Source organism: Marinobacter bryozoorum (genome assembly GCF_023156245.1).
GTDB classification, from domain to species: Bacteria; Pseudomonadota; Gammaproteobacteria; order Pseudomonadales; family Oleiphilaceae; genus Marinobacter; species Marinobacter bryozoorum.
This window is the reverse complement of record NZ_JAKZAH010000013.1, coordinates 1-26793: the sequence shown is the minus strand read 5'-3', so window position 1 is coordinate 26793 and position 26793 is coordinate 1. Positions and strand designations below refer to the sequence as shown.

The window sequence follows — 26793 nt, the reverse complement described above, 5'->3', positions numbered from 1 at the left end:
TTCGGTCCTCAGGTTACATCCTGTGACGTTGTCTGTTTCATCAGGGCCGGGTCGGCCAGTGTTCGCACCAGTGCCCGGGCCAGGTCTCCGGGCGAGCCCGAGACGCTGGTACAGCCGGTGCCGGCTACCGCTTCCGGCATGGCACTGTTGGCACAGGTATCACTGGACTGCACCCAGATATGACTGCCAAAAGCCTTCAGTATAGGGGCCGCGACGGCACCGTCGTTACCCATGCCGGAAAACAGGATGGCATGGCAGCGACCCCGGAAATGGTCGCCAAAGTTCAGCAGCACCTGGTCAATGGATGGCCCATAGGGGCCGGGCCAGGGCTGATCCTTTTCGGTCAGCACTCCATCGGCAGTCAGTCCCCATTCCCGCTCCACCGGCATCACCGTGACCCGGCCACAGGCAATGCGCATGCCTTCCTCTGCCTTTTGTAGCCGGTAGTGGGCATGGCGACCCAGTACCCGCGCCAGCACATCGGTGAAATTGCCATCGATGTGCTGCGCATAGACAAAGCCCACCGGCAATCCGGGGGGCAAGTGGTCCAGGAACTCCTTTACGGCCGCCGGCCCCCCGAGTGAAGCTCCCAGTATCCAGACCTCTTCTGCAACCTGCCCCGGGCTGGCCGGTGTAATCCCGGCAGGCAGTTCGAGTGCCGTGTCGGTTGACGGTGTCGCCGGTTGTTCAGCCAGTTCCGCCAGGTCCTCGCGGGATTCAGTCTGCTCCAGCGGGCCCAGTTGCTTTTCCAGTTTTTCCAGCAGACGCCGCTCCCAGCGGACAAAGTCCCGAGTGCCGGGCCGGGGGGCTGGATCGATACCGAACAGGATTGGGGCGTCGGTATGGTCCAGCAGGTGGTCAAACAGTTGCGGGTGGTCTGCCTCATCTTCCAGGGTGATCAGCCAAAGGTCGGCCTCCGGCAAGGCTTCATAGCCCAGGATCCTTTCCGGCGATCCGGAAAAGCCCGGGCGTAGCCCGAAACGACCTGTCGCCTCCTGAAGGCGGTGACGTTGCAGCACATCGTCAGAAACGATGGCTACAGCCGGTCGGCCGCCGTCCGTGGTCATCAGCCTTCTCCGTTAACAGGCTCTTCGCTGGTCAGACGCTCAATGGTGTCAAGCAGCTCGGATTCCTGGAACGGCTTGCCCAGGTACTCGTTGACGCCCAGGCCCAGGGCCCGCTCCCGGTGCTTGGCGCCGGTACGGGAGGTGATCATGCAGATGGGCACTTCCCGCAGGTCGTCGTCGTGGCGTACGAAGCTGGCGACCTCGAACCCATCCATCCTCGGCATCTCGATATCCAGCAGGATGATGTCGGGCTTGTGGTCCTGCAGCTGGGCCACGGCGTCGAGGCCGTCCTTTGCGGTGACTACCTCCATACCGTTACGTTCCAGCAGGCGCGAGGTTACCTTGCGCACGGTCACCGAGTCGTCCACCACCATGACCAGTGTGGGCCGGTCTTCCCGGTACTGCTGTTGCTGGGCGGCCTGTTCGGCCAGGCGCTGGCGCTCGGACAGGATATCGGAACGGATCATCGCCGGCAGGTCCAGGATCACGACCACGTTACCGTCACCCAGGATGGTGGCACCGGATACGCCGCGTACGGAACTGAACTGGGGGCCGAGGGATTTAACAACGATTTCCCGGCTACCCAGCAGGCTGTCCACCTGCAAGGCCATGGGCTGTTCGGAGCCCCGCACCAGGATGACCGGCAACGGCAGGGCCTGGCCCTGAAGCTTGGGCCGGTGGTCGCTGTGCAGCAGGCCACCGAGATACTGCAGGCGGTACTGCTGGCCCGCGTATTCATAAAGCGGTGCGTCCGGCTGGTAGTACTCTTCCAGCTCCCAGGTACTGACCCGCACGATACCCTCGATGGTGTTCAGCGGGATAGCGTAGAAATCCTCGCCCGTGGATACCATCAGGGCGCGGTTAACCGACACAGTGAACGGCAGGCGCACCGTAAAGGTGGTGCCCTGGCCGACCTGGGAGTCGATATCCAGGCTGCCGCCGAGCTGCTTGATTTCGCTGGCGACCACATCCATGCCCACACCCCGGCCGGAAATCTGGGTGACCGCCTCGGCCGTGGAAAAGCCCGGTTGCAGGATGAACTGCAGGATTTCCCGCTGGCTCAGGTCTTCCTGCTCGCCCAGCAGGCCGCGCTCGATGGCCTTGCGGCGAATGACGTCGCTGTGGATGCCGGCGCCGTCGTCCATCATTCGCAGCACCACCTCGCCCCCTTCCCGGGTCAGGGTGAGGGTGACCTGGCCGGTTTCCGGCTTGCCGGCACGGGCCCGCTCTGACGGTGTCTCGATGCCGTGGTCCAGGGCGTTACGGAGCATATGCTCCAGTGGCGCTACCATGCGCTCAAGGATGTTACGGTCCAGTTCGCCTTCCGCGTTACGGACGTCGAACTCCACCTTCTTGTCGAGCTCGCTGCTGATCTGCCGGACGATACGTCGCAATCTCGGTACCATGGAGGCGAACGGGATCATCCGGGTCTTCATCAGACCTTCCTGCAGCTCGGTATTGATCCGTGACTGCTGGACCAGCAGTGTGTCGGTATCCCGCACCCGGTCAGACATGGTTTCCCGCAGGTCGGCAAGGTCGGAGGCAGACTCGCTCAGGGCCCGGGACAGCTGCTGGATGGACGAGTAACGGTCCATTTCCAGCGGGTCGAAATCCTCCCCGTAGTCCGGACCATGTTCCTGCTCGGCGCGGAACAGGATCTGGGCCTCGGTTTCGATATCCATCCGCCGCAACTGCTCCCGCAGACGGTCGATGGTGGCCGCCATTTCGTCCAGGGTATGGCCGAAATCACTGTTCTGTTGTTCCAGCCGGCCCCGGGTAATACTGGTTTCACCAGCCAGGTTGACCAGTTCGTCCAGCAGTGGCGCGGAAACGCGGATGGTTTCCTGGGCTGCGCGAGCGCTGTCCTTACGGCGCTTTTGAGTCGCCCTGGATGCCTCTTGTCGCTGCCTGGCAGCCGGTGCAGGCGTGGCCGCCGCCGGTGCGACCGGTTGCTGTCCGGCCGGTTCGGGTTGCTGTGCTTGCTCATCGGTATCGGCTGCCGGTGCCGGTTCATCCTGACCGGCGAGCCAGGTTTCAAATTCCTTGCGTACCCTGGCCACAGAGGCGATCAGGCCATCGTGGTGCTCGCTGATCTTTGTCCAGTCATCTGGTGAAGGCGGCTGGTCTCCGAGGTCGGTGAGCAGGGTCTCGAAGTTATGGGACAGGTCCCCCAGTTGTGGCTGCCGCGACAAGCGGGCACCGCCCTTGAGTGTATGCAGGGCTCGCTGGGCCTCCTGGCTGAAATGTACGCTTTCTGGTTCCTGGCGCCAGTCGGCCAGCAACTGTTCCAGCTGGTCCAGGATTTCCCCGGCTTCTTCCAGGAAGATTTCCAACACTTCGGTGTCGGGGGCATCGTCGCCGGTTACGGCTTCCCGTGCCTTGTCTTCATCTTCATCCCGGTGACTGGCGGCTTCTTGCAGCAGGCGCAGCAGCCCGGTATCCGGCCCCGGCCGATGGCCTTCCTCCAATTGCTCGAGCATGGTCTGCAGGCCGGTATGGGCGCGTTCACTGAGGGTCAGGACGAGGGGCTGGTTGCCGGAACCTTCGAGCAAAGGACCGAGGGCGTCGGACCAGGCTGCGGCCAGGTCGGCCACGGCATCGATATCTGCCAGCCGAGCACCTCCCTTCAGTGTCTGGAGCTCCTGCTGAAGCTGGGTGATACCGGTAAGCTGCTCGGGTTTTTCCCGCCATTGGGACAGGCTTTCGCCGATGGATTCGCAGATGTCGAGGCCTTCCTCGAGGAACATGCCGGTGATTTCGTCAGCGGTCAGTTCTGCCGGCTCCTCCTCGGCTGCGATTTCCGGGGAAGGGGACTCAGCTACGGTGCTTTCCGGTACCTTTGGCTGTGCTGTGTCGACCGGCTTGCCATCAATGATGGCGCGAACCCGGGTGACCAGTGCCGTAGCCGGCGCACAGGGCCGCGCCGTGGCTACTTCGTCCACCATGCCGGCGAGCCGGTCATGGCAGGCAAAGAGCAGGTCCAGCATGTCAGGGTTGGCCTCGATGCGGCCGTCAGCAACCCGCTCGAACAGGTCTTCCAGTACGTGGGTCAGGTCGGCGATAGGGTCTACGCCAGCCATGCGGGCGCTGCCCTTGAGGGTGTGCACGTCCCGCTGCAACTCACCGGCCAGGGAGGTGTCCGCCGGATTCTCGCTCCAGCTGTGCAGGGCGCTGCCGGTGGAGTTGATCAGGTCGTAGGCTTCTTCCAGGAAGATCGCTACCAGGTCAGGGTCCAGGTGAGACAGGTCATAGGTCTCCCCGGCTTCATCAGAAGCATCGCCACCCGCATCGATTGCCGGCCGGGGTTGGTCGCTTGCCTCGCTGGCTATGGGATCCGACTGGTCACCGGCATCGCTGTCGAGATCACCCAGGTCCTGGTGGAGCTGTTCCAGTTCACTTTCCAGGTCACTGACATCCAGTTCCGGCAGATCCTCCGGCGTTTTCGGTTCGTCCGCCTCGGGGATATCGGTGACGGGGCGTTCGCCATTGGCGTTGCCCATGTAATGGCGAATATCGGCTTCCAGGTCCGGTGCCGGGCGGGGGTTCTCGCCATCAGCCAGGGACTCCACCATGCTTGCCAGGCGATCATGGCAACGGAACAGCAGGTCTGAAAGCGCCTCGGTAACGCCCAGGCGGTGCTCGGCCAGGCCCTCAAACAGGGTTTCCAGCTCATGGGACAGGTCGCCGATGGGCTGGATGCCCGCCAGTCGGGCGCCGCCCTTGAGGGTGTGCAGGTCCCGCTGCAGCAGGCGCAGCATTTCGCTATTTTCGGGCCGGGCCTGCCAGGCTTCCAGGGCATCGGCCGTGCTGGCAATCAGGTCCTGGGCTTCCTCAAGGAAAATTTCCGCCAGTTCGTTGTCCGGCTCTTCTGTGGTGCCGGCTTCGGATTCCCCGGCAGGGAGGTCATAGCCGTCGTAGCTGATTTCTTCGGGCTGTCCGGCTTCTGTGTCCGGCGTGGACAGGGAGTCTGCCAGTACCTGGAGTTCGGTCAGCAGGGTCGGGTCTGGCTGGGTGGCCAGGCCAGCGGCTACCTGGTCCATCAGGTTGATCAGGTGGTCATGGGCAGACTGGACGGTCTCCATGAACCAGTCATCGGGGCCTTCCGGGTGTGCCAGGGCGTTGTGGTAGACCCTCGCCAGGGCTTCGGTGAGTTCGGCAACGTCGGCCAGCCCTGCGTCCTGTGCGCTGCTGGTCAGCTGTCCCAGCTCGTGGGACAGGCGGTCCATGTCATGGGTTCGGGTCGGGTCAGAGGCCCATTCCTGCACGATCCGGTCTGCGTCCAGCAGAACATCCAGGCCATCGTTGAGGAAAAGGGAAACCAGCTGGCTGTCGGTGCCCCCTGTGGCTTCTTCGGCGTCAGTGTCCCGCCGGCCCAGGGTGTGAGCAGACACAGCAGCAAGCTGCTCGAGATACGCTTCAGTACCGGGCAATGGTTCTTGCGGGGAGGAATCCAGCTGGTCGAGGCCGGCCTTGAGGAACTCGCAGCACTGGCGAATCAGGTCGGTAACCTCACTGTCCGCCCTGCGGTTTTCGGCCCGCGCCTGCTTGACGAATTGCTCAAGTGGCGTAACCACCCGAGCAATGGGATCAATGGCGGCGGTATTGGCACTGCCCTTCAGGGTGTGCAGCGCGCGGGAAACCTGGTCTGTGTAGGCGACGCTGCTGCGCCCGTCGGCATCTTCAAGGAAGTCTTCGAGGGCGGCGAGGTGGGTTCGGGCCTCGCTCTCAAAGATTTCCACGAGGATTGGATCTACCAGGTCATCATCACTGTCCTGGTCGACGGTTTCACTGACGTCGGGCGCTGTCTCCGGGGCAGCCTGGTCGATAGCGTGACCCCAGGTGTCGGTATCGTCCTGGCTTGCCTCATCCGCGCCCTGGTCACTTTCACCCTGGTCACCATCGGGCATGCTGTGGGCGTTAGGTATCTCACCGTTGGCGAGGGCGGTGGCCCTCTCCTGCAATGCCGTGGGATCCACTGAGGGTGGGCGGCGTTGTTCGAAGTCGGTCACCAGGGCCGGAATGATGTCCGTAACCTCCCGTAGCAGTCCGGCCACATCATCGTTCATGAACACTGTGCCGTCGATCACGCGGTTAAGCATATTCTCGACGGACCAGGCCAGCTCACCTACGATGCCGGCGCCGACCATGCGCCCACTGCCCTTGAGGGTGTGGAATGCGCGTCGTACTTCAGCCAGTGCGCTGCGGTCGTCATACTGGCGCAGCAGCATGGGCAGGTATTCGTTGATGGTTTCGAGTACCTCGCCGGCCTCTTCGACAAAGATTTCAATGATTTCGTCGTCGATCAGGTCGTCGTTGTCAAAGCGGTTAGCACCCGTTTCGGTGCCTTGCGGCGCCTGGCCTTCTGTCGCGGTTGCGTCAGCCTGCGGGGCTTCCTCGTCATTACCGGTCTTGCGGGTATTGGCCATGGCCTCGGCCCGCTGGATCAGGGTGTCCACGTCCCCGGTAGCATCGCCGGTCCGGAATTCCTCGATCAGTGAAGGCACCCGGTCGTTGACGTCGTCCACCAGGGCAAACAGGTCCTCGGTGGGCCGCAAGCTCTGGTCCAGGACCCGGTTGAGCAGGTTCTCGATCGACCAGGCCAGCTCGCCAATACTCGTCGCGCCCACCAGCCGGCCGCTGCCCTTGAGGGTGTGGTAGGCACGGCGAACTTCGGTGAGGGCCTCACGGTCGTCGTGGTCCTGGCGAAGACGGGGATACCAGTTATTGATGGTATCCATGACTTCGCCGGCCTCTTCGACGAAGATTTCCAGGATCTCGTCGTCCACCAGCTCCATGTCGGAGTGCTTGGCGGTTTGTTCCGGCGCTTCCAGCGGGGCTTCTACTGCATCTGTCGCTGCCGTCGTGTCTGTAGCGTCAGCGTCCTCCTCGGCCCAGGTGGGCTCGGCACCGGGCGGGAAGCCAAGGGTGTGCAGGCTTTCTTCGGCTACACGCAGAACGGACTCGTTATCGCTGATGCCGTCAGTGAGGCGCTCCAGGTAGTATTCGATACTGGTGATGGTGTCGGCGAGGGTATCGAGTTGTTTCCAGTCCGGAATCCGCTTGCGTTCCAGCAGGACCTGCTGGATATAGTCCCTTGCTGCGCTCAGTATCAATGCCGGGCGTTCCAGGGGAACGACTTTGAGTCCGCCTTCAATGCTGGTCAGCATCTCCGGCACATGCTCTATTTCACGCGGATCCCACTGGGAGGCGATGAAGTTGACCACCGCGCTCTTGACTTGTTCCAGGGCGTTACGGGACTCCCGCAGCAGTGCGGTATGGGCATCGCCAAGCTCCTGGCGGCCAAGGCTGGTGTATTCCTCGGGGTCAGCGCTGTCGCTGCGATCAGCCGTCAGGTTGTGGTCCCGGTCCATCCCTGAAAGTGTCGCTTCCACATAGAGCAGCGCGCCGGCAATATCCAGCAGGGTGCCATCGTCTGCAGTGTCGCTCTGGTTCAGCAGGCGTTCCACGACGTCGAGCTGTTCACCGATAATACGGCGGGGGTTTCCGAGGCCCAGAACAGCCAGAGTATTGGCAACCTGGCGCAGCCCCGGCAACAATTCCTCGAGGTCGTCGTTCTGGCGATTCTGGTCCCGCACGAACAGGTCGAGCTGGTCCTTGAGCCTGGCTACTTCTTCGTTCAGCGCCACCACGACCGAGTGAATGGCCTCCCGGCCCGGGCCACTGGCACTATCGACGCTGGCGCCCGAAGGCATGGCCTGCTCCAGGCCATAGCGTTCACGCAGGTCGGTGATATACGGTGAGCCGGCCTCGTGGGCCTGGGCCACGTAGTACAACAGGTTTCGGAACAGGGTTTCTGGTACCGGCTGGCGCAGGATATCGCCAGGCTCGCGGGTCAGGCGGTCGATCTCGTTGTCGAGTTCTTTCAGCAGGGTATGGGTGGCCGGGGTTAATTCGTTGATCTCTTGCTGCAAGGTCTCGATAAAGCCGCCGGATGCCCGCCAGAGCTCTTCCCGGGGCGTGCCGGTGCAGAGTTTGACGAGGCGCTGGATAACCTTCTGCAGGTTGTCGTAGTGACCGCCGTTGTCCTTGCCAGGGGCAATGCTGGTGACCGCACGGTGGAACATTTGCCCCAGCTTGCCCACGTTTGCCAGTATCCTGGGATCTTGCAGCAGGCGCGCGACACGGGGCGAGGCCTCGAAGCGGGCCTGGCTCATGTCCGGACGGAATAGCGACAGGTCAGATAACAAGCCTTCGCCACGGGCTGCCCGCAGGTCATTGAGCAATGGCAACAGGCTTAGTGGCAGGTCGTCAGCGCTGCTGTGCAGGCTTTCCAGGTACCGGGGCAGCCGGAGAATGGCTTCCATCAGGCTGTTCAGGGCCTGGTCGGTATCCGGCACTTCGCCCTTGAGCACGCTCTGGGTGAGCTTTTCCATTTCCTCGGTGAGCAGCGCAGCGCCCTGCAGCTCGACCATCTGGAGTGTACCGTTCACCTGGTGCAGGTAGTTGAGGCAGAAACGCAGGCGAGCGGTGTCGTCGCGGTTCTCCACATAGGCTTCAAGCGCCTGCTGGCCCTGCGTCAGTGTTTGTTCTATTTCGCCACGAACCCAGTCCAGGGCGATACTGTCATGGTTGTTGCCCATAACCACTCCGGTTATTCGTCGTCTGACTGGCGGCGAATCCACGCCAGCACATGTTCCGAGGGAACCCGCTGCAGTCCCGGCGGTTGCCAGCCGGTGATCTCACCCTGTCCCAGCACCAGCAGGCCGCCAGGGGCCAGGTGTTCCGCCAGCCTGGTTACGATTTCCCGCCGGCGCCAGCGGCGGAAATAGATCAGCAGGTTCTGGCAGAAAATGATGTTCACGCCCTGCATGGGCGCCTGTTTCAGGTCCAGTACATTGAGCCGGGTGAAACACACACGCTCGCGAATGCTCTCTGCGATTTCTTCACTGTTACGGGCTCCTGCCCGGAAATATCGCTGTCGCAGGCTGTCATCCATGCCGCTCAGGCGCCTGGGGTTAAAAAGCCCTTTCTGGGCCTTCTCCAGGGCCGGCTTGCTGATGTCAGAACCGGTCACTCCGTACAGCGTCGGCAGCCTCAGCTGCGCCATGCACTCATTCAGCAGGATCGCCAGGGTATAGGCTTCCTCGCCGGTGGAGCAGCCCACGCTCCAGGCCTCAAGGGGCCGTTGGCGCAGTTGCTCCCGTGGCCGGGTCATCACATAGTCGGACACCAGCCGGAAGGCGTCGGCGTCACGGAAAAACCGGGTTTCCTGGACAGTAAGCCGGTCCACCAGGGTGGACCATTCCACGACCGCTTCCGGTCCGGCCACAATCTTTTCGTAATAGGCCTGGAAACTGCCACAGCCAATCTCGCGCATGCGGATGCCGATGTTGGTTTCCAGGAAGGATTTACGCTCAGGGGCGAGGGCCATTCCGGTCCGGTGTTCCAGCAAGGTTTTCCACTGGTGGAACTGCGCCTCGTCCATATCCGGGAGCGGGCGCAGTGCCCAGTGTTCCGGGCCGGGAGACAGGTTGTGGGGTACGTCAGCCATAAACCCTCATCGCCCCAGGCAACGGTGGTCAGCTGACCACCGTTGCGTTGCTGTCCTCCTCGCTTTCCATGGTGTCGACCTGGTCTTCTTCCGGCAGGGTGAAGCCGGCAACCGAAGACCGCAGCTCGGAAGCCATCTCGGCCAGGTTCCCGATAGACCGCGCGGTGGCGTTGGTACCGGAAGACGTCTGGGAGGTGATTTCCTGTATGACGTTCATGGTGTTGGAAATGTGCGCCGCTGACGACGCCTGCTGGCGTGCTGCGTTGGAGATGTTTTGGATCAGTTCCGCCAGGCTCATGGATACGCTTTCGATTTCCTCCAGGGCAACACCGGCGTCCTGTGCCAGGCGTGCACCACGGACCACCTCGGCGGTGGTGTGTTCCATGGAGATGACCGCCTCGTTGGTATCCGACTGGATGGTTTTAACCAGTGCCTCGATCTGCTTGGTTGCTGCAGAGGAGCGTTCCGCCAGGCGCTGTACTTCATCCGCGACCACCGCGAAGCCACGGCCAGCATCGCCGGCCATGGAGGCCTGGATGGCGGCGTTCAGGGACAGGATGTTGGTCTGGTCGGCAATGTCGTTGATCAGGGATACGATGTCACCGATTTCCTGGGAAGATTCACCCAGGCGCTTGATCCGCTTGGACGTTTCCTGGATCTGCTCCCGGATGTTGTCCATGCCGCGAATGGTGTTCTGTACCACTTCGGCGCCTTTCTTGGCGATGGCAACCGAGCGCTCCGCAACCGCGGTGGATTCGGCGGCGTTGGAGGATACCTGGTCGATAGACACCGCCATCTCGTTAACCGCTGCAGAGGCGCCGGCAATTTCCTGGGCCTGGTGCTCGGAGGCGTCCGCCAGCTGCATGGCCGTGGACTGGGATTCCTGGGCAGCGGACGCAACCCTTACCGCCGTACCCCGGATGGCCTGTACCAGGCCGCGCATCTGGTCGATCGCGTAGTTGATGGAGTCGGCGATGGCGCCGGTGAAGTCCTCGGTTACCGTCGCCTCGGTGGTCAGGTCACCATCGGCCAGGTCGGCCAGTTCGTCCAGCAGTCGCAGGATCGCGTTCTGGTTCTGTTCGTTCTGGGCCTGGGTCTGTGCCAGTCGTTCCTGGGCGGCACGGTAGAGCACCACACCGATGGCAATGACGGTCGCGACCATCAGGGCCAGGATCAGGTAAGCCAGCAGCGGGCCGATAACCCGGGCCCCGGCCTGGCTGGCAAAGCCGTTCGCCAGGGTGGAGATTTCCTGCAGCAGCAGCTGGGAGTTCTGGAAGATGTCATTGGAGGCGTTACGCACGCGGTAGAGGGCGGGAGAAGCCTCCAGGATCGCGTCGATGTTCTGGGAAACGTACTGGTAGAGTTCCTGTACCGCTTCCAGGCCGTACCGGGCTTCCTCGATATTGATCCGGGAGATGCTCATGGCCGGGTTGCCTTCGAGCTGGCCCTGGAGTACCCGGCCGAACTCGGTGGCATCACGGCCAAACCGGTCGGCGGCTACGACTGCGTCTTCTTCACCGGAAAGCACGCTGTTTACCGCCCGGGCAATACGTTCTGCCAGCAGCGACTGGCGCTGGGCCAGTGCTACCTGGTCGGCCGGTGCGTCGCTATCCAGCAGTACCGACACGATGTCCCGGTATTCCACCTGCAGGCGGGGAATGGTTTCGTTCAGGGTGCTGGCAACCTCATGCAGGCCGAGAACTTCCTCACGGGTGTTTACAATGCTGTCGGCGCTGTCACGTACGGTATCCCAGTAGGGCTGAACCTGGCTGTCAGCCGCCAGGTCACTGGCCGGGAGGCCGGTTTGCGGATTACCCTGGAGGATATAGCCCCACAGCTCCGCGAATTCGTTGCGGCTGCCCTGCAGCCGGGTAAACGCCTCCTCGTTACCGTCGGCGGCCTCGGTGGCGTTACTGGTAATCTCCTGGGAAAGTACCCGCAGCTCACCCGTGTAGGCAATGTATTCCTGATCGTTGCGGCTGTCCTGGTTGATAATGAACAGAACCACAACGAGCAGCACGGTAAGTACGATCAGCGCTGCGATCAGACCACCAACAAGCTTGTTGGCACCCTGTCCCGTGCTGAATCTTCCGGCTTTGTTTTTCATCTTTGGCTCCCGGCCTCTCTTCTTTTTGGCAAATAGGTTTCAGAGGGTAAGTCGGCCAGCAGTGCCGGCACGGCCGTAAACATTACCACTGTGACACATCCAGAAAGCGCTCATCATCGATTAGCGCAAAAGTTGAGAACACGTTCCAGATTTCCTCGTCACGGACATAGCCCCCCTGCACAAAGGGGGTCATTGCTTCATGGATATCTTCTGACCGGGGAACAAAACTGTCCTCGGCGAAATACTGCATACCGACTACGTCATCCACCACCAGGCCGGTAAAAATGTCGTCTTGCTCCACCACCAGTACCCGTCGGTCACGATTGCTGCGGGCACTCCGCGGCAAGCCGAAGAACTGGGCGAGGTCGATCAGTGGCAGCAGGCGACCGCGGACATTGGCGACGCCGAGCATGAAGGGGCGAACCCCGGGTACATGAGTGAAGCGGGGCAGGTGCAGGATTTCGACCACTTCACCCATCGGGGCAACGAAGCGCTGACCGGCCAGCATGAAGCCGATACCGTTCCACAGGGTCACTGCTTCCTGCTGTTCCGGCAGGCCGGCAGCCAGGGACCGGCTTCGCCGGGCAATATCGGTCAGTACGGCAAAGGGTGTGGCCTGGGCAGACATGCTTACTCCAAGGGACGCTTGTTCAGGACACGAGACTGTTAATAGTGCTGATCAGGTCGTTCTCGTTCACAGGCTTGACCAGGTACCCCTTGGCGCCTTGCCGGGTACCCCAGACACGGTCGGTTTCCTGGTCCTTGGTGGTCACGATAACCACGGGGATTGAGGCGGTTTCCGGTGCCCGGGTCAGCTGCCGGGTGGCCTGGAAGCCATTGAGTCCGGGCATGACCACGTCCATCAGCACCAGGTCCGGGTTTTCGGCCCGGGCCATGGCAACGCCATCAGCACCATTATCGGCGGTCAGGACCTCGTGTTTATGCTTTTCCAGGATGGTTGAAATTTTCTTGATTTCGGTGGGGGAGTCGTCAACGATCAGAATGCGGGCCATGTTATCCTCGATGGTTCTTTTTTAGCGCGGATTCACTGTTCCGCCTGGGGAACATACTGGCGAATCGTGTTAAGCAGCTCGTCCTTGCTGAATGGTTTGGTCAGGTACTGGTCTGACCCGACAATGCGACCCTTGGCCTTGTCGAACAGCCCGTCCTTGCTGGACAGCATGATAACGGGAGTCTTGCGGAACGCGGAGTTGTTCTTGATCAGGGCGCAGGTCTGATAGCCATCCAGCCGTGGCATCATGATGTCCACGAAGATGATGTCAGGATGGGAATCAGCTATTTTGGCGAGCGCATCGAAACCGTCGGTCGCGGTGATCACCTCGCAGCCCACTTTTTTGAGCAGCGTCTCTGCGGTGCGACGAATCGTCTTGCTGTCGTCAATCACCATGATTTTCAGATTTTCGAAGTTGTCATCCATTATGCAACTGCCTTGCGCTCTGCGAGTGTCGGTGTTCAGAGATTGGCTTTTTAACACACAAATTGAAGGTGTTCTATCAAGCCTCTCTATTTATAGGCTATTCGTGACATGCAACAAAGTTTCAGTTTGTGACGTATTGTACGGGCTCACATTTCCAACTCACTTCAGCGACGGATAATCGGCGCCCGGCAGGTGCATTCCGGCGCCCGGTACAATACCATCTTCAAGCAGCATAGCACCGTTTGATCAGTATTCTCTGTAGACGGGTTCCTGTTTTTCGTCAATTGACCGGAGAGGCGTAATGACACTCAGAATCGGCGTGGTGATGGATCCGATCCAGGACATAACCTTCAAGAAGGATACCTCACTGGCCATGTTGTGGTCAGCCCGGCAGCGAGGCTGGGAGATCGCCTATATGGAACTGCCCGACCTGTATATGAAGGGTGGCCAGGCCCGGGCGCGGATACGTTCCCTCGATGTGCAGATGGATCCGGCCGACTGGTATACCTTTGGCCACGAGGATGACATCGCCCTGGGCGACCTTGATGCCATCCTTATGCGCAAGGACCCCCCGGTGGACCGTGAGTTCCTGATGGCGACCTACATCCTCGAGGCGGCCGAGCGCCAGGGTGCGCTGGTGGTCAACCCGACCCAGGCCCTGAGGGACTGTAACGAGAAGTTATTCGCCACACAGTTCGAGGACTGCACGCCGCCGCTGTTGGTCACCCGCTCGGCTGAGCGCCTGCGGGAGTTCTACCGGGAGCACGGTGATGTGATCATGAAGCCGGTGGACGGCATGGGAGGCAAGTCGATCTTCCGGGTCCGTGAAAACGACTTCAACCTGGGGGTTATCATTGAAACCCTGACCAACGACGGCCAGCATCAGTGCATGGCCCAGAAATATATTCCGGAGATTACTGAGGGCGACAAGCGCATCCTGCTGATTGAAGGTGAGCCGGTACCCTACGCCCTGGCCCGGATACCGTCGGTTGGTGAAAATCGCGGCAACCTGGCCGCCGGCGGTCGCGGTGAGGGGCGTGAACTGACTGCCAGGGACCGGGAAATCTGTGAGCGAGTGGGTCCCATACTGAAAGAGAAGAACCTGATCTTCGTGGGTATTGATGTGATTGGCGATTATCTGACCGAGATTAATGTGACCAGCCCTACTTGCGTCCGGGAGCTGGATGCGGCGTTCGGTATCGATATTGCGGGCCAGCTCATGGATGCCATCGAGCGTCGTCTGGGATAATCGTCCGTTTCCCTGAATCAGAACTCCCTGGAAGTGGCAGGAATGGCAGCACAGGTCACGGCGAACGATCGCCTGATGTTTACTTTGTTCATGGCCGTCGCGCTGCATGCGGTGGTCCTGTTGGGGGTAACCTTCGCCCCGGAGGAACCGGCCACCAGCGCTTCCACCATGGAAATCACCCTGTCCCGGTTTGAGGACGAGCAGGCACCGGAAGAGGCTGATTTCCTGGCCGCCACCAACCAGCAAGGCAGTGGTGAAGCCGAGGAGAAGCTTGAGCAGACCACGCCCGAGGTGGCCGAGGTGAGCGCCCGGGAAGTGGCGCCGGTGCAGCCTGAGCCGCCTGCGGTTACCGAGCCACAGCCGCAGCCGGAACGGGAAGTCGTGCAGGCCAGGGCATCATCGGAAACCGCTGTTGCCAGGGAAGAGTCCGACGAGCCACCGGAGGAAGACTTCCCGGTGGCCGAGAAGAAAAGCCTGATGGAGCGCAGCCTGGAAATCGCCAGCCTGGAGGCCCGGCTGGATGCCCAGAAACAGGCCTATGCCCGCCGCCCCCGGGTCACGCGGGTCACCGCTGCATCCACCCTGCAGTCTTCCAGCGCCTGGTACGTACGGAGCTGGGTCGACAAGGTAACCCGGGTGGGCAACAGCAACTATCCGCAGGAGGCCCGCAGCCGGGGTCTCTACGGCGACCTGCGTTTGCTGGTATCCTTGCGCAAGGATGGCACCATAAAGGAAGTGAGCATTCTGGAATCCTCCGGCAGCACGGTTCTTGATGATGCCGCCATCCGCATTATCCGTCTTGCCGCACCCTTTGCCCCTTTCCCGGAGGAAATGCGTGAAAAGACCGATGAACTTGAAATCATACGTACCTGGTCGTTCCAGCGTCGGGGGTTGTCGTCGGGATGACTGATCGCCAAGCCTCCTCGCAGAACCTCAGGGATCATTTCCTGGTGGCCTCTCCGTGGCTGGGGGACCCCAACTTCCATGGTGGCGTGGTCTATATCTGTGACCACGGAGACGACGGCACCTTCGGCCTGCTGATCAACCAGCCGCTGGATGTCTCCCTGGGCGAGATCCTGGAGCAGCTCGATATGGACGGCGGCCACCTGGAGGTTCCGGTGTTCGCTGGCGGTCCGGTGCAGCAGGAGCGGGGTTTTGTGCTTCACCCGCCGGGCCGTGAGTGGCAGAGCACGGTGGCGGTCAGTGACGCCATCCAGGTCACCACCTCCCGGGATATCCTGCAGGCCATCGGCAACGACACCGGTCCCGGGCGCTACCTGGTGGCCCTGGGTTACGCCGGCTGGAGTGCCGGTCAGCTGGAGGAAGAGCTGGCCGGAAATGCCTGGCTGACCTGCCCCGCCAGTGCTGGCCTGTTGTTCGATACTCCCTGGCAGGACCGCTACAAAACCATACTGGCGCAGATGGGCATAGATCCCGGTCAGTTGGACCAGTCGGTGGGCCATGCCTGAGGTGGATTCACGACCGAAGCGCGGGCACCAGGTGCTCGCCTTTGATTTTGGCCTGCGCCGCATTGGCGCTGCCTTCGGCCAGTCCCTGCTCGGCACCGCAAGCCCGGTGGCGATGATTCCTGCCCGGGATGGCGTACCTGACTGGCAGCAGGTTGAACAGTTGCTGACCGAGTGGCAGCCAGACCTGGTGGTGGTCGGCCTGCCCCTGAACATGGATGGCACTGAAAGCGATATGTGCGCCCGGGCCCGTAAATTCGGCAAGCGCATCCACGGACGCTTTCACCTGCCAGTGGAAATGATGGATGAGCGACTGAGCAGCTTCGAGGCCAAGGATGCGGTCCTGGCCCGTGGCGGCAGCAGTGATTTTGGTCGCCATGGTGTGGATGACCTGGCGGCAGTACTGATCCTGGAAAGCTGGTTCAATCACCAGCGGGACCAGGCCAGGGATTCAATGGGAGAATGACACCGTCATGACTGATTTACCCGCCGTTCCTGCCTTGCTGGATACGCTCGAGCAAGGGCTTCGTCGTTACCTGGAAGAACGGAGTATCCAGCACCCGCTGTTGGTCGGTATTCGTACCGGAGGTGTCTGGGTGGCCAGCGAGCTGCATCGTCGGCTTGGGCTGGACGAGCCCTGGGGTGAGCTGGATATCTCCTTTTACCGGGATGATTTCAGTCGCATCGGGCTCAACCCCCGGGTTACGCCTTCCCACCTGCCCTTCGAGACCGAGGGGCGGGACCTGGTCCTGGTGGATGACGTGATTATGAGCGGGCGTACCATCCGCGCGGCCATGAACGAGCTGTTTGATTATGGCCGCCCCAGCTCCGTCTCACTGGTTGCCCTGCTGGATATGCGGGGCCGTGAGCTGCCAATCCAGCCGGATGTCTGCGGGCAACAGCTGACCCTGCCGCCGACACAGCGCGTGAAGCTGGTCGGGCCGGACCCGCTTACCGTTGAAATTCGGGAGGTGAAGGCATGACCGACCAGCTGGCAAGCTCCCTGAGCGCCCACGATATGGCTTCCCGAAACCTTCAGCTGACCAGTGATGGTCAGTTGCGCCACTTCATTACCCTGGATGGCCTGGACCGGGCCATGCTGACCGACATCCTGGATACCGCCGACTCCTTTATCGAAGTGGGCGAGCGCACCATCAAGAAAGTACCGCTGCTGCGGGGGCGCACAGTGGTCAACCTGTTCTTTGAGTCCAGTACCCGCACCCGCAGCACCTTCGAGCTGGCGGCCAAGCGGCTGTCCGCCGACGTACTCAACCTGGATATCAACACCTCCGCCACCTCCAAGGGCGAATCCCTCTCGGACACCCTGCTCAACCTGGAGGCCATGGCCAGCGACATGTTCGTGGTTCGTCATTCCCAGAGCGGCGCGCCCCACTTTATCGCTGAATCGGTGACTCCCGGGGTCGCCATCATCAATGCCGGCGATGGCCGCCACGCCCATCCCACCCAGGCGATGCTGGACATGCTGACCATTCGCCAGAACAAGCAAAGGTTTGAAGGCCTGAGAGTCGCCATTGTCGGGGATATTCTCCACTCCCGCGTTGCACGTTCCCAGGTGCGTGCCCTGCAGACGCTGGGTGCAGAGGAGGTGCGGCTGATTGCACCCGGAACCCTGTTGCCGGCGGATGTGGACAGCCTGGGCTGTACGGTGGAGTACGACATGAGAAAGGGCATGGCAGACCTGGACGTGGTGATCATGCTACGGCTGCAGAAAGAGCGGATGGAGGGTGCCTTGCTACCAAGCGAGCGTGAGTTCTACCGGTTGTACGGGCTGGATACTGAAAAGCTGGCCCTGGCGAAACCAGGCTGTATTGTCATGCACCCTGGTCCCATCAACCGGGGGGTGGAGATCGAATCGGCCGTCGCTGATGGCCCCCAGTCAGTGATCCTCAACCAGGTGACCAACGGCATCGCCATCCGCATGGCTGTTATGTCCATGGCCATGAGTGGCCAGGTGGCGGAGCGCGCTTCCCGTAGCCGCCAGCAGGAGGGCGAGTAATGAGCACCAGCCTGCGAATCGACAATGCTCGCCTGGCGGACGGTACCGCCATCAACCTGCTGGCACGGGATGGCCTGATCCAGGCCATGGGTGCTGAACCGGTCACCGGGTCTGCGGAGACGGTCATCGATGCCAGCGGACTGACCCTGCTGCCGGGCTTCGTCGACCTGTGCTGCAACCTGCGGGAGCCTGGCAATGGCCAGAAGGGCAATATCGCCTCGGAAACCCGAGCCGCTGCCAGGGGCGGGTTTACCACTGTGTGTGCCTCCCCGGACACCTCGCCGGTGAACGACTCCGGTGCGGTGACCAACCTCATCCGTGACGTCGCCCGCTCCAGTGCCGCTATTCGTGTACTGCCGGTCGGGGCGGCCACCCGGGGGCTGGCCGGGGAACTGCTCAGTGATATGGTCGGACTCAGCAACGCCGGGTGCGTGGCCTTCAGTAACGGCACCCGGGCCATGGCAAATGCCCGTATCCTGCGTCGCTGCATGGCCTATGCCCGTACCTTCGACCTGACGCTGATGCTGCAACCCCTCAACGATGCACTGGCTGCCGATGGTTATGCCCACGACGGCAAGGTGGCCGCTCACCTGGGCTTGCTCGGGGTACCTGAAGTGGCCGAAACCGCCTCGGTCATGGAGATGCTGCTGCTTGCAGAAGAAACCGGCGTGCGCCTGCACCTCGGACAGCTGTCCTGCGCCCGCAGCGTGGAAATGGTGGCTGATGCCAGGCAGCGTGGCGTATCGGTCACTGCCGATGTGGCCATGCACCAGCTGGTGTTCACCGAAGAAGCCCTGTCCGGTTTTGACAGCCGTTACCACGTGTTGCCCCCCCTGCGCACAGAAGCGGACCGAAAGGCCTTGCTCAAGGGTGTCGAGGCAGGCGTCATCGATGCCATCGTCAGTCAGCACCAACCCCACGACTCTGCGGCCAAGCAGGCGCCGCTAGGCGTCACCGAGCCGGGTATGTCCACGATTGAGAGCGTATTTTCGATGGGGCTGGGGCTGGTCCAGCAAGGCGAGCTCTCCCTGGCCGCGCTCCTGCGAGCGCTGACGGCGGGACCTGCCGGGGTCGTTGGCGCAGTCAGCGAATTGAAGCAGGGTGGTGAGGCAAGTCTCAGTCTCTGGGACCTGGAAGGGCAGTGGCATGCTACGCCAGGCAACATTCAGTCCAGGGGTGCCCACGTACCAGTGCCGGGCCGGCCCCTGAGCGGTGTGCCCCACTGGACCGTTGCGGAAGGCCGGGTGGTGTATCGCCTCGACTGATCCCGCCTCTGCGCTGCGGGAAATGAAGGAACAAAAAAAGCGCCGTGCCGTGAGGCAGGGCGCTTTTTCTTACCTGGCTGTCTGATTACAGCTTCGGACCGGCTGCCACGATCGCGTCGGAAACTTCGAACTTCTTGAAGTTTTCCACAAACTGGCTGATCAGCTCCTTCGCCTTGGCATCGTAGTCTTCCTTGCTGGCCCAGGTGTTGCGCGGGTTCAGCAGGTTGCTGTCGACGCCGGGTACTGCCTTGGGTACCGACAGGTTCAGGGTTGGCAGGTGCTCGGTCTCGGCATTGTCCAGCTCACCGTTCTGGATGGCGCTGATAATGCCACGGGTGGTGGGGATGCTGAAGCGCTCACCCACGCCGTAGGGGCCGCCGGTCCAGCCGGTGTTGACCAGGAACACCTTGCTGCCGAAGGCATCCATCCGCTTCATCAGCAACTCGGCATAGACGCCTGCCGGGCGCGGGAAGAAGGGCGCACCGAAGCAGGTGGAGAAAGTGGACTTCAGCTTGGAGGATGAGCCCATTTCAGTGGAGCCCACCAGTGCGGTGTAGCCACTCAGGAAGTGGTACGCAGCCGCTTCCTTGCTGAGAATGGACACGGGCGGCAATACGCCGGTCATGTCACAGGTCAGGAAGACGATGTGGGACGGCTCACCGGCGCGGTTTTCCTCGACACGCTTCTCCACGTGCTCCAACGGGTAGGCACAGCGGGAGTTCTCGGTCAGGGAGACATCCGTGTAATCCGGCTCCCGGGTCTCCGGATCGATAACCACGTTCTCGACGATGGCGCCGAAACGAATGGCATCCCAGATGATCGGTTCGTTCTTCTTGCTCAGGTCGATGCACTTGGCGTAGCAGCCACCTTCAATATTGAAGACGGTGCCCGGACCCCAGCCGTGTTCGTCATCACCGATCAGGTAGCGGTTCGGGTCGGCGGACAGGGTGGTCTTGCCGGTGCCGGAGAGGCCGAAGAACAGGCAGGTGTCGCCATCTTCGCCGACATTGGCGGAACAGTGCATCGGCAGTACGTCTTTCTCGGGCAGCAGGAAGTTCTGTACCGAGAACATGGCTTTTTTCATCTCGCCGGCGTAGTGCATGCCCGCCAGCAGGACCTTGCGGTCAGCGAAGTTGATGATTACGCAGCCGTCGCTGTTGGTGCCGTCGCGCTCAGGGTCACATTCGAAGTTCGCAGCGTTGATAATCTGCCACTCGTCCCTGGAGGACGGGTTGTAGCTGTCGGGGCGGATGAACAGGTTGCGGCCGAACAGGTTTTGCCATGCGGTTTCGGTGCGCATCTGTACCGGCAGGTAGTGAGCCGGGTCAGAGCCAACATGGACGTGGGACACGAAGTGGTCCTTCGCGGAGAGATAACTCTCTACGCGATCCCACAAGGCGTTGAACTTGTCGGCGTCAAACGGTCGGTTGATCGGCCCCCAGTGAACGGCATTCTCGGTGCCGGGCTCCTGAACAATGAACCGGTCCATCGGTGAACGGCCGGTTCGCTTGCCGGTCGTCACGACCAGCGAACCGTTTGCGGCCAGTTGACCTTCTTGTCTTTCCAGTGCCAGCTCGACCAATCGTGCTGAGCTCAGATCTGTATAGGTTGTGCTCACTTCGACCTCGCCCTCAAGGTGTTTTGACTGCTCGGTCCTCCCGGCCCGGGGACAGCGGCGGGCTGGTGGAATTGTGAGCAGTCGGGTCAATTCAGGCGCGCTATTATGCCAGACGCGGCCGAAAAAAACGACAGCCCGGGAAGCCTTGCTGTACCTGGCCCGGGGCTGGTGTGTCCGGTTCAGTGGAGTGTGTGACCAGAGAACAACTGATCAATGTCAATTCGCTGGAACCGGTAGCTGGTATGACAGAACTGACAGTCCATCTCAATAGTACCCTGTTCGTCCAGAATGCTGTAGCACTCTTCCTTGCCAATGGAACTGAGGGCAGCCAGTGTCCGGTCACGGCTGCAGGTGCAGCGAAAGGCGACCGGTTCCCGGTCAAACAGTCGCACTTCCTCTTCGTGGAACAATCGGTGCAGCACGGTCTCGCTATCGAGCCCCAGCAACTCTTCGGCGCTGATGGTAGCGGCCAGGTGCTCCACTCGCTCCCACAGTTCATTGTCTTCGTCGGTAGCGCCGGGCAGGCGCTGGATCAGAAGGCCAGCGCTTTGCTTGCCATCGGCGAACAGGAAGAGTCGGGTGGCTAGTTGCTCTGAACGCTCGAAGTATTCTTCCAGCGCGCCGGCCAGGGTATCGGATTCACGGGGTACCACGCCCTGATAGCGCTGACCCTGTTCCGGGGTGATGGTGATCGCCATGCGGCCCTTGCCCAGTAGCTCGTTAAGGTTGCCCTCCAGTACTGAGGCATCTTCGTCCACACGGGCAATGCCCCTGATGAAACGGTCATGGCTGCTCTCGGCAAGCAGCGTGGTGACAGGGCCCTCGCCATTGGCCTGTAATGACAGGGTGCCTTTGAACTTGAGTGTGCTGCTCATCAGTACGCTGGCGACCAGGGATTCACCCAAAAGCCGGGCGACCGGTTCCGGGTAGTCCGTCTGGGACAGGATGTCATTGTAGCTGTCATGCAGGTGCACCCAGGCACCGCGGATCTGACTGTGCTCAAACAGGAATTTGCGAAACTGGTCGCTGGCTTGCATCGGGGGCTCCGGGAAGTAGTGGGAACTGGGGGCTCAGAGGCCCTGCTGTTCGCGGAATTTCTGTAGATCGCGCCGGTCTTTCTTGCTGGGCCGGCGGGCCGGGGGCAGCTGGGCAGCCTGCATGGTCTTGCGTTGCCAGGCCAGGTCTTCCCGGCGGCGGATGCTGTCCTCGGTCTCGTGGTAAAGGGTCTGTGCTTCCGGCGCACCCCGGCGTTTATCCGAGATGCCATCGATAATCACGATCTTTTCCTGCCAGCCCAGGCGAAGCTTGACCGTGGCGCCGGTTTCCACGGTCTTTCCGGGTTTACAGCGCTGGTCATTGTAATGGACCTTGCCGCCCTCGATCGCCTCCCTGGCCAGGCTGCGGGTTTTGAAGAAGCGCGCAGCCCACAGCCACTTGTCGAGGCGTACCCGGGCGTTGTCGGCGTCAGCTTGTCTGGAACTCATGATCCTCCATGGGTCGGGGCTGTTCCGGAAGTTATTGCCACTATTATAAAGCTCATGCCGGTGGTTTGGCAGCGCCCTGGCCAGAGAGTGCAGGCAGGACTTCGTCAAAATGCCGCACGGCAGGAATGTCCGGGTGGGGTTCCCGGTCAGGCTGCTGGCTGTCCGGGGCAAGGATGGCAAGGCACTGGCCAATACCGGCGCGGCGGGCACTTTCCAGTACCGGAAGGCTGTCGTCCACCATTACAGCCCGTTCGCGATCGTGGGTATGGTGGTCCAGTAGCCGGTCCCAGAAAGCCTGCTCTTCCTTGGCGGCGCCGAGGTCGTGGCTTGAGATGACGCGGTCCACGTACTGGTCCAGCCCGGTGCGGTCCAGTTTGAGCCTGAGCGGGTCCGGATGGCAGTTGGTCAGGATAACCGGGGCAAGACGGTTGCGGCGCAAGGCCTGGAGGAATTCCTTCACCTGGGGGCGGTAGGCGATGCGGTCGCCCACCTCGGCCTTGAGTGCAGTGATGTCCAGGCGCAGGCGCTCGCTCCAGTAGTCGGTGCAGTACCAGTTCAGGCTGCCGCGTTCGGCCATGATCATGGGCACGATCAGGTCCCGTGCCTGTTCCGCGGTGAGGCGGTTGGCCTGGCCATATCGCAGGGGCAGGTGTTCGAGCCAGAAATGGTTGTCAAAATGCAGATCAAGCAGTGTTCCGTCCATATCCAGGAACACCTGGTCTGCCTTGGGCCAGTCTATCATCTTGGGGCAGCCTGAGTGGGTTCGGGGGTTCAGGCTGCCCAATCTTGCCGGCCTGTGCAAGTACGGGAATTACTCAGTGACCGTTGCCTGCTTGCGGCCAGACCTGGTGCAGCCAAGGCAGCGCACGAAGGTGGCCTCTGCCGGGCCCTTGACCAGCACCGCGCCAGCCTCGCCAGCATTGCCGCCCAGCAGGGAGAAGGGCAGGGAGACGATATAGACCGCGGTGCCGACAACGGTAGTTGCCAGCAACAGTGGGCGGGCCAGGACCAGGTCTCCGGTCATGGCCAGGGCAGACGGCTCTTCATCCACCGCCTGGGCGTGACCCGGGGAGGAGAAGCCGATCAGGCACGCCGCCAGGGTGGCCAGCAGGGTTCGGGATAGGCGCTTGTACGTCATTGTCAGTCTCCTGGTTCCTGATTGTCGCAGGTCAGAAGTCCTGCGTTATTGCCAGATTCTGTCATAAGTGTAACTGAAAAGTTGTTCTCCGTTGCGCCAGGTGTGACGCATTTACCTGAACCGGTTCACAGCTCGGCACGGCTTTCTCCTGGTGTCCTTGCCCGAACTTACCTCTGGCACCGGGTGCAATAAACGGTGCTGCGCTGGTTCATTCGAATCTCCTTCAGCGGGTGCTGGCACTCCACGCACGGCTGGCCACCGCGGCCGTAAGCCAGTAGCGATTGGGCAAAGTAGCCTGGCTTGCCCTCGCTGTTGACGAAATCCCGCAGGGTGGTGCCGCCCATAAGGATAGCCGCGCTCAGGGTTTCCTTGATGGCTTCGGCCAGCTGGTGATAGCGGGCCGCACTGATGCGCCCGGCGGGACGGTTGGGGTGTATGCCGGTTTTGAACAGGGCCTCGTTGGCGTAGATGTTGCCGACACCTACCACGATCCGGTTGTCCATCAGGAGGCTCTTGATCGGCGTTTTGCGCTTTCGGGATTTGCGAAACAGGTATGGTCCATTGAAGCCTTCACTCAGCGGTTCCGGTCCAAGACTGGCAAGCAGGGGGTGCTTGTCAGGTTGCTCAGCCCAGAGCCAGCAGCCGAAACGGCGCGGGTCGTTAAAGCGCAGCCGGACGCCATCGCTGAACACCAGGTCAATATGGTCGTGTTTTTGAGCCGGACTGGCATCGGTGATCACCCGCAGGCTGCCAGACATGCCCAGATGGACAATCACGGTGCCGTGATCGAAGCGCAGCAGCAGGTACTTGGCGCGACGGTCTGCTCCCCTCAGGACACGCCCGGCCAGTAACGCCGGCAGGTCGCCGGGTACCGGCCACCGGAGGCGGGGGTCGCGGACAATCAGCTCGGCGACGGTTTTGTTTTCGCTGTGGGGGGCTATGCCGCGCCGGGTGGTTTCCACTTCGGGCAGTTCAGGCACATCAGACTCCTGATAAAACGGTAACAAATGACAATGCAAATAACGTTGTTTGAGCGAACAGGTGTACGCTAAAGTGTTCTGGCGTCAAACTGCTTGCAGAAAGTGGTGCCTGGCGGATTAACCGCCTGTTTTTAGTAAGTTGAGGATTTATCTATGTGGTACAACGGTCTCCTGGACCTGTCCTGGGTGCAATTGGTGCTGGTTACCCTGGTGCTGACTCATGTCACCATTGTCAGCGTAACGCTCTACCTGCATCGTCATTCCGCCCATAATGCCCTGGAGTTACACCCGGTGCTGCGGCATTTCTTCCGCTTCTGGTTATGGCTGACCACCAGTATCAATACCAAGGAGTGGACCGCTATCCACCGCAAGCACCATGCCACCTGCGAAACCGAGAACGACCCCCACAGCCCTGTGGTAAAAGGTATCCGCAAGGTGCTGTTTGAGGGCGCTGAACTCTATGCAGAGGCAGCGACGCCAGAAACCCTAGAACGTTTCGGCAAGAATACACCGGATGACTGGGTCGAGCGTAACGTTTATACCCGCCATCGCAACCTCGGCATTGCCCTGATGTTCCTGCTCAACCTGGCCCTGTTCGGGGTCAATGGTATCTGGATCTGGGCGGTTCAGATGATGTGGATTCCTGTATGGGCTGCCGGTGTCGTGAACGGCCTCGGTCATTACCTGGGGTATCGCAACTTTGAGTGCCAGGACAACGCCCGCAATATCTCACCGCTGGGGATAATTATCGGTGGTGAGGAATTGCACAACAACCATCACACCTATCCGAATTCCGCCAAGCTGTCCCGCCGGTGGTACGAGGTGGATGTCGGCTGGGGTTATATCCGCCTGTTCCAGTTGTTCGGCCTGGCGAAACCGAAGGGCTACCGGCCCGTAGTGCACTGGGTGCCGGGCAAGAAAGAGGTGGATGCTGAAACGGTCCAGGCCATTGCCAATAACCGTTTCGACATCATGCGGCAGTATCGAAAGCGGGTGATGGAGCCGGTGCTGCGTCAGCAGAAAGCGGTGATGGATGGTGCTATCCGGACCCGCTACCGCCGCGTCAAAAAGCTGCTGTCGCGGGATGTTTCGCTGATTCCGCCCCAGGAGCAGGCGCACCTGGAAACGGTGCTGGACAACCATCCGGCACTGCGGCAGATCTACGACATGAACCAGGAACTACAGGCCCTGTGGCGCCGTCGCGGGGTAAAGCCCCAGGAAAAGCTGCAGGCGCTCATGGCCTGGTGCCGTGAAGCAGAGGCCAGTGGCATCCGGTACCTGGAAGACTTTGCTGCCCACCTGCGGGCTTATTCGTTGCGCCCTGCCTGATCGTCAAGGATGTGATAGAGCGCATAGGTTACCTGCCCCGCCTGCTTCTGGCGGTGCAGGTGCCAGCGAGCCGGGACCGATGGCGTGGCCCGGTCACTCTCGTATTCCAGGTAGACCCGGCTGCCGCCGCCAATCCACCCGTTTTCGTCAATCAGTGGAATCAGTAGCTCCAGCCAGCCCTGGCGGAACGGGGGGTCCATAAACAGGATGTCATAGCGTTCCCCCGGTTGGTTCTGCAGGAGTGCCTGAACGTCCGCACACTCCACCTGGCCATCGTCGCTGCCAAGCTTGTGCAGGTTTTCCCTGAGGCTGCGGGCCAGTGCCGGGGTGTGGTCAACGAAGGTAACCTGCCGGGCGCCCCTGGACAGGGCCTCCAGGCCCAGCACGCCACTACCGCAGAACAGGTCCAGGCAACGGCTGCCTGGCACCTTGAATTGCAACCAGTTGAACAGGGTTTCCCGGGTTCTCGCGGGTGTGGGCCTGACACCACCTTCATCCGGAAACCTCAGGACCCGGCTGCGCCACTCGCCACCGATAATACGCAGTTCACCTTCGCAGGAAGAACGTCCGGTACGGTGGTGGCGGGTTGGCGAGGGGCGACGTGGGCGACTCATGGCAGAATCCGTATGCGAAGGAAGGCATCATGGTAGCGAAAAACGGCGCCCCCGGTAACCGGTTGGCGTGGGAGGCTTGGACCCCGGGGGCCCCTGCCGCTAGAATGACCGCTTTCCTGACAGCGGCCCCGGTAACCAGAAGGCGAGCGGGCGGCTGACCCTCCAGCAAAAATGGTAAGAGAAATGATGGCAGAGTGGATTCTGATCGGCCTGCTGGTGCTGCTGGTACTGGCCTTTATCGTGGATGTGGCAGGCCGGCGAGCGGCTGCTCCGCGCCCGCAACCGGTTCCCCAGCGCAAGCCGGAGGCCTTGCCGGGTCCGGCTCCAAAACCCCTTAATCGCTCAGCAGGGCCGGATGTTGCTGCACAGCCGGAGGCGGTACCGGTTGATGAAACAGTGGTGGTCAGCCCGGCGGATACAGCGCAACCTGCTCCAGAGCCAGAGCCAGAGCCAGAGCCAGAGCCAGAGCCAGAGCCAGAGCCAGAGCCAGAGCCAGAGCCAGAGCCAGA

Annotated in this window: 22 protein-coding genes and 1 pseudogene; 9 read left to right on the top strand and 14 right to left on the bottom strand. The window is 61.5% G+C overall.

The genetic code is table 11. The features are described from left to right. Positions 1-8 precede the first annotated feature (8 nt). The 7 genes from MLC59_RS09220 to pilG all read right to left on the bottom strand — a co-directional run bounded on the left by MLC59_RS09220 (position 9) and on the right by pilG (position 13124). Positions 9-1067: a chemotaxis protein CheB gene (locus tag MLC59_RS09220; protein WP_248233621.1), complete on the bottom strand. Its 1059-nt coding sequence runs from the start codon at positions 1065-1067 to the stop codon at positions 9-11. Then, on the bottom strand, positions 1067-8668 hold the full coding sequence (locus MLC59_RS09215) for an Hpt domain-containing protein (protein ID WP_248233619.1): 7602 nt from the start codon (positions 8666-8668) through the stop codon (positions 1067-1069). Before MLC59_RS09215 ends, MLC59_RS09220 begins: the two co-directional genes overlap by 1 nt. An 11-nt stretch (positions 8669-8679) precedes the next feature. After that, positions 8680-9579, bottom strand: a complete 900-nt coding sequence (locus MLC59_RS09210) for a CheR family methyltransferase (protein WP_248233618.1) — start codon at positions 9577-9579, stop codon at positions 8680-8682. Positions 9580-9607: 28 nt separating this feature from the next. Continuing rightward, positions 9608-11686, bottom strand: a complete 2079-nt coding sequence (locus MLC59_RS09205) for a methyl-accepting chemotaxis protein (protein ID WP_248233616.1) — start codon at positions 11684-11686, stop codon at positions 9608-9610. Between the two features lie 82 nt (positions 11687-11768). Beyond that, on the bottom strand, positions 11769-12314 hold the full coding sequence (locus tag MLC59_RS09200) for a chemotaxis protein CheW (protein WP_248233614.1): 546 nt from the start codon (positions 12312-12314) through the stop codon (positions 11769-11771). A 22-nt stretch (positions 12315-12336) separates the two neighbouring features. After that, positions 12337-12699, bottom strand: a complete 363-nt coding sequence (gene pilH / locus MLC59_RS09195; RefSeq protein ID WP_248233612.1) for a response regulator — start codon at positions 12697-12699, stop codon at positions 12337-12339. A 32-nt stretch (positions 12700-12731) separates the two neighbouring features. Further along, positions 12732-13124 carry a twitching motility response regulator PilG gene (gene pilG, locus MLC59_RS09190; RefSeq protein WP_091852009.1) on the bottom strand — a complete coding sequence of 131 codons (393 nt, stop codon included), beginning with the start codon at positions 13122-13124 and terminating at the stop codon, positions 12732-12734. A 301-nt stretch (positions 13125-13425) separates the two neighbouring features. Between pilG and gshB the strand changes: the two genes are divergently transcribed. From gshB to MLC59_RS09155, 7 genes are read left to right on the top strand one after another with little or no spacing between them, the layout of a single operon-like run. Further along, positions 13426-14373 carry a glutathione synthase gene (gene gshB, locus MLC59_RS09185; protein WP_248233611.1) on the top strand — a complete coding sequence of 316 codons (948 nt, stop codon included), beginning with the start codon at positions 13426-13428 and terminating at the stop codon, positions 14371-14373. 42 nt (positions 14374-14415) lie between these two features. Next, positions 14416-15279, top strand: a complete 864-nt coding sequence (locus tag MLC59_RS09180; RefSeq protein WP_248233608.1) for an energy transducer TonB — start codon at positions 14416-14418, stop codon at positions 15277-15279. Continuing rightward, positions 15276-15842 carry a YqgE/AlgH family protein gene (locus MLC59_RS09175; RefSeq protein ID WP_248233606.1) on the top strand — a complete coding sequence of 189 codons (567 nt, stop codon included), beginning with the start codon at positions 15276-15278 and terminating at the stop codon, positions 15840-15842. Before MLC59_RS09180 ends, MLC59_RS09175 begins: the two co-directional genes overlap by 4 nt. After that, complete coding sequence (gene ruvX / locus MLC59_RS09170; RefSeq protein ID WP_248233603.1) at positions 15835-16305, top strand: Holliday junction resolvase RuvX; 471 nt, start codon at positions 15835-15837, stop codon at positions 16303-16305. The genes MLC59_RS09175 and ruvX overlap by 8 nt, the downstream gene beginning before the upstream one ends. A 7-nt stretch (positions 16306-16312) precedes the next feature. Next, positions 16313-16822 carry a bifunctional pyr operon transcriptional regulator/uracil phosphoribosyltransferase PyrR gene (pyrR, locus tag MLC59_RS09165; RefSeq protein WP_248233601.1) on the top strand — a complete coding sequence of 170 codons (510 nt, stop codon included), beginning with the start codon at positions 16313-16315 and terminating at the stop codon, positions 16820-16822. Further along, positions 16819-17856 carry an aspartate carbamoyltransferase catalytic subunit gene (locus MLC59_RS09160; RefSeq protein WP_427901713.1) on the top strand — a complete coding sequence of 346 codons (1038 nt, stop codon included), beginning with the start codon at positions 16819-16821 and terminating at the stop codon, positions 17854-17856. The genes pyrR and MLC59_RS09160 overlap by 4 nt, the downstream gene beginning before the upstream one ends. After that, positions 17856-19121: a dihydroorotase gene (locus MLC59_RS09155; protein ID WP_248233599.1), complete on the top strand. Its 1266-nt coding sequence runs from the start codon at positions 17856-17858 to the stop codon at positions 19119-19121. Before MLC59_RS09160 ends, MLC59_RS09155 begins: the two co-directional genes overlap by 1 nt. Positions 19122-19206: 85 nt before the next feature. Here the strand turns inward: MLC59_RS09155 and MLC59_RS09150 are convergent, their stop codons facing one another. The 6 genes from MLC59_RS09150 to mutM form a co-directional block, all read right to left on the bottom strand. Beyond that, on the bottom strand, positions 19207-20820 hold the full coding sequence (locus MLC59_RS09150; protein WP_427901714.1) for a phosphoenolpyruvate carboxykinase: 1614 nt from the start codon (positions 20818-20820) through the stop codon (positions 19207-19209). 98 nt (positions 20821-20918) lie between these two features. Then, complete coding sequence (hslO, locus tag MLC59_RS09145; RefSeq protein ID WP_248233596.1) at positions 20919-21776, bottom strand: Hsp33 family molecular chaperone HslO; 858 nt, start codon at positions 21774-21776, stop codon at positions 20919-20921. 33 nt (positions 21777-21809) lie between these two features. Continuing rightward, on the bottom strand, positions 21810-22223 hold the full coding sequence (hslR, locus tag MLC59_RS09140) for a ribosome-associated heat shock protein Hsp15 (RefSeq protein ID WP_248233595.1): 414 nt from the start codon (positions 22221-22223) through the stop codon (positions 21810-21812). Between the two features lie 52 nt (positions 22224-22275). After that, complete coding sequence (gene yrfG, locus MLC59_RS09135; protein WP_248233593.1) at positions 22276-22965, bottom strand: GMP/IMP nucleotidase; 690 nt, start codon at positions 22963-22965, stop codon at positions 22276-22278. Positions 22966-23034: 69 nt separating this feature from the next. After that, a complete protein-coding gene (locus MLC59_RS09130) occupies positions 23035-23361 on the bottom strand; it encodes a hypothetical protein (RefSeq protein WP_248233590.1) in 327 nt (108 codons plus the stop codon). Between the two features lie 167 nt (positions 23362-23528). Continuing rightward, complete coding sequence (gene mutM / locus MLC59_RS09125) at positions 23529-24341, bottom strand: bifunctional DNA-formamidopyrimidine glycosylase/DNA-(apurinic or apyrimidinic site) lyase (protein WP_248233589.1); 813 nt, start codon at positions 24339-24341, stop codon at positions 23529-23531. Between the two features lie 153 nt (positions 24342-24494). Between mutM and MLC59_RS09120 the strand changes: the two genes are divergently transcribed. Further along, positions 24495-25670: a DesA family fatty acid desaturase gene (locus MLC59_RS09120; protein ID WP_248233586.1), complete on the top strand. Its 1176-nt coding sequence runs from the start codon at positions 24495-24497 to the stop codon at positions 25668-25670. Here the strand turns inward: MLC59_RS09120 and rsmD are convergent. Beyond that, positions 25649-26284: a 16S rRNA (guanine(966)-N(2))-methyltransferase RsmD gene (gene rsmD, locus MLC59_RS09115; protein WP_248233584.1), complete on the bottom strand. Its 636-nt coding sequence runs from the start codon at positions 26282-26284 to the stop codon at positions 25649-25651. The genes MLC59_RS09120 and rsmD overlap by 22 nt on opposite strands. Before the next feature lie 186 nt (positions 26285-26470). On the opposite strand from rsmD, the pseudogene MLC59_RS09110 reads away from it, so the two are divergent. Continuing rightward, positions 26471-26793, top strand: a pseudogene (locus tag MLC59_RS09110) (signal recognition particle-docking protein FtsY); the annotation flags it as partial.

Excerpts from the sequence above, each read along its gene's own strand:
- MLC59_RS09120 (WP_248233586.1), top strand. The coding sequence starts at position 24,495 with ATGTGGTACAACGGTCTCCTGGACCTGTCCTGGGTGCAATTGGTGCTG.
- MLC59_RS09160 (WP_427901713.1), top strand. The coding sequence starts at position 16,819 with ATGACCGACCAGCTGGCAAGCTCCCTGAGCGCCCACGATATGGCTTCC.
- MLC59_RS09130 (WP_248233590.1), bottom strand. The coding sequence starts at position 23,361 with ATGACGTACAAGCGCCTATCCCGAACCCTGCTGGCCACCCTGGCGGCG.
- MLC59_RS09155 (WP_248233599.1), top strand. The coding sequence starts at position 17,856 with ATGAGCACCAGCCTGCGAATCGACAATGCTCGCCTGGCGGACGGTACC.
- pilG (WP_091852009.1), bottom strand. The coding sequence starts at position 13,124 with ATGGATGACAACTTCGAAAATCTGAAAATCATGGTGATTGACGACAGC.
- hslR (WP_248233595.1), bottom strand. The coding sequence starts at position 22,223 with ATGAGTTCCAGACAAGCTGACGCCGACAACGCCCGGGTACGCCTCGAC.
- MLC59_RS09210 (WP_248233618.1), bottom strand. The coding sequence starts at position 9,579 with ATGGCTGACGTACCCCACAACCTGTCTCCCGGCCCGGAACACTGGGCA.
- yrfG (WP_248233593.1), bottom strand. The coding sequence starts at position 22,965 with ATGATAGACTGGCCCAAGGCAGACCAGGTGTTCCTGGATATGGACGGA.
- MLC59_RS09200 (WP_248233614.1), bottom strand. The coding sequence starts at position 12,314 with ATGTCTGCCCAGGCCACACCCTTTGCCGTACTGACCGATATTGCCCGG.
- MLC59_RS09215 (WP_248233619.1), bottom strand. The coding sequence starts at position 8,668 with ATGGGCAACAACCATGACAGTATCGCCCTGGACTGGGTTCGTGGCGAA.
- hslO (WP_248233596.1), bottom strand. The coding sequence starts at position 21,776 with ATGCAAGCCAGCGACCAGTTTCGCAAATTCCTGTTTGAGCACAGTCAG.
- rsmD (WP_248233584.1), bottom strand. The coding sequence starts at position 26,284 with ATGAGTCGCCCACGTCGCCCCTCGCCAACCCGCCACCACCGTACCGGA.
- pilH (WP_248233612.1), bottom strand. The coding sequence starts at position 12,699 with ATGGCCCGCATTCTGATCGTTGACGACTCCCCCACCGAAATCAAGAAA.
- MLC59_RS09205 (WP_248233616.1), bottom strand. The coding sequence starts at position 11,686 with ATGAAAAACAAAGCCGGAAGATTCAGCACGGGACAGGGTGCCAACAAG.
- MLC59_RS09180 (WP_248233608.1), top strand. The coding sequence starts at position 14,416 with ATGGCAGCACAGGTCACGGCGAACGATCGCCTGATGTTTACTTTGTTC.
- ruvX (WP_248233603.1), top strand. The coding sequence starts at position 15,835 with ATGCCTGAGGTGGATTCACGACCGAAGCGCGGGCACCAGGTGCTCGCC.
- gshB (WP_248233611.1), top strand. The coding sequence starts at position 13,426 with ATGACACTCAGAATCGGCGTGGTGATGGATCCGATCCAGGACATAACC.
- MLC59_RS09175 (WP_248233606.1), top strand. The coding sequence starts at position 15,276 with ATGACTGATCGCCAAGCCTCCTCGCAGAACCTCAGGGATCATTTCCTG.
- pyrR (WP_248233601.1), top strand. The coding sequence starts at position 16,313 with ATGACTGATTTACCCGCCGTTCCTGCCTTGCTGGATACGCTCGAGCAA.
- MLC59_RS09220 (WP_248233621.1), bottom strand. The coding sequence starts at position 1,067 with ATGACCACGGACGGCGGCCGACCGGCTGTAGCCATCGTTTCTGACGAT.